We start from the raw sequence: 983 nt of genomic DNA on the forward strand, positions 1-983 counted from the left end.
GCGGCGGCTTCCTGGGGGGAGGACCAGGTGTTGCAGACCAGGCCGTTGTTACAACTGGCGGAAGGCACGCTCGACGAGTCATTCACTGAGCGGCTGGTCAACAGGTTGTAGCCCGCCCGAGTCACGTCGTTGACGATGCGAATGGGCTTCTGGCCGGAGCCGCCGGCCTTGTCTCCACCGACCCAGGTTATGCCATCGTTGCCGCCCTTCTTCTCCACTGCTTCGAGGGCGGATACGGCGTCTTTCCCGCCAGAGGCCAGTGTGGCGCCCAGGGCCTGGCCTTCGGCGATTTTCCCCCAGCCGGTCTGCTCGCCAGCGATGTCAGCCATCTTCTCGGCGATCGCTCTGCAAGTCCCTTTCGAGCGGTCGTAGTCGATCCGCGCCTGCAGGATGCCATTGGTGATCAGGTTGTAGAGTTGAGGGTTCGCGCGCTGGATGATCAACGCCGGCAGCGACATGACTGCGCCGGTCGCGTTCTGGATGACTGAGCCCATGATGTTCTGGAAACCCTGTGTGGCACCGTTGAGCTGGTTCTCCAGGGTGGTGCTCAGGTTCATGTTTCCGCACATAAGGTCGTTGTTCCAGCCGAAGCCGACGCCGATCGAGTCCATCTGGCCGGCGCTGCCCATGCTCACCGCACTGCCGCCGCCAATGCTGTAGAGGACCTCGTCGCTGAGCACCGTGCCGGTCTTGGACACGTTGATCGGGTCGTCGGCCTGGGCAAGTTGCGCTGCGAGCAGGCACGTCAGCGCGACCGAGGTGATGTTCATTCGCATGATTCGTCTCCGTGTCCTTATTGGAAGTCGGTACTGCCGAGGAAGATCTGCCCCTTGCGCTGGCAGCAGGAGTAGGGACGCCAGAGCGCCCAGGCGTAATCGCCGTCGACGGCTTGCGTCTTCGGCCCTGAGTTGGGAAACACCGCGCAGTTGAGGCTCAGGGACGGGGTCAGCTCCTGCCATTTCCCGGTCGAGGCATCGCCCTCT

General features: G+C 63.1%; 2 protein-coding genes. Both read right to left on the reverse strand.

The genetic code is table 11. The features are described from left to right. Positions 1–776 (reverse strand): integrating conjugative element protein (locus tag HMPREF2924_RS21800; protein WP_070700641.1); only part of this gene is annotated, 776 nt, incomplete at its 3' end. A 17-nt stretch (positions 777–793) separates the two neighbouring features. After that, on the reverse strand, positions 794–983 hold a 190-nt coding region (locus HMPREF2924_RS21805; protein ID WP_171948621.1), incomplete at its 5' end, for a TraU family protein.

The sequence above is a fragment of the Pseudomonas sp. HMSC063H08 genome, assembly GCF_001813645.1.
GTDB lineage: Bacteria > Pseudomonadota > Gammaproteobacteria > Pseudomonadales > Pseudomonadaceae > Pseudomonas > Pseudomonas aeruginosa.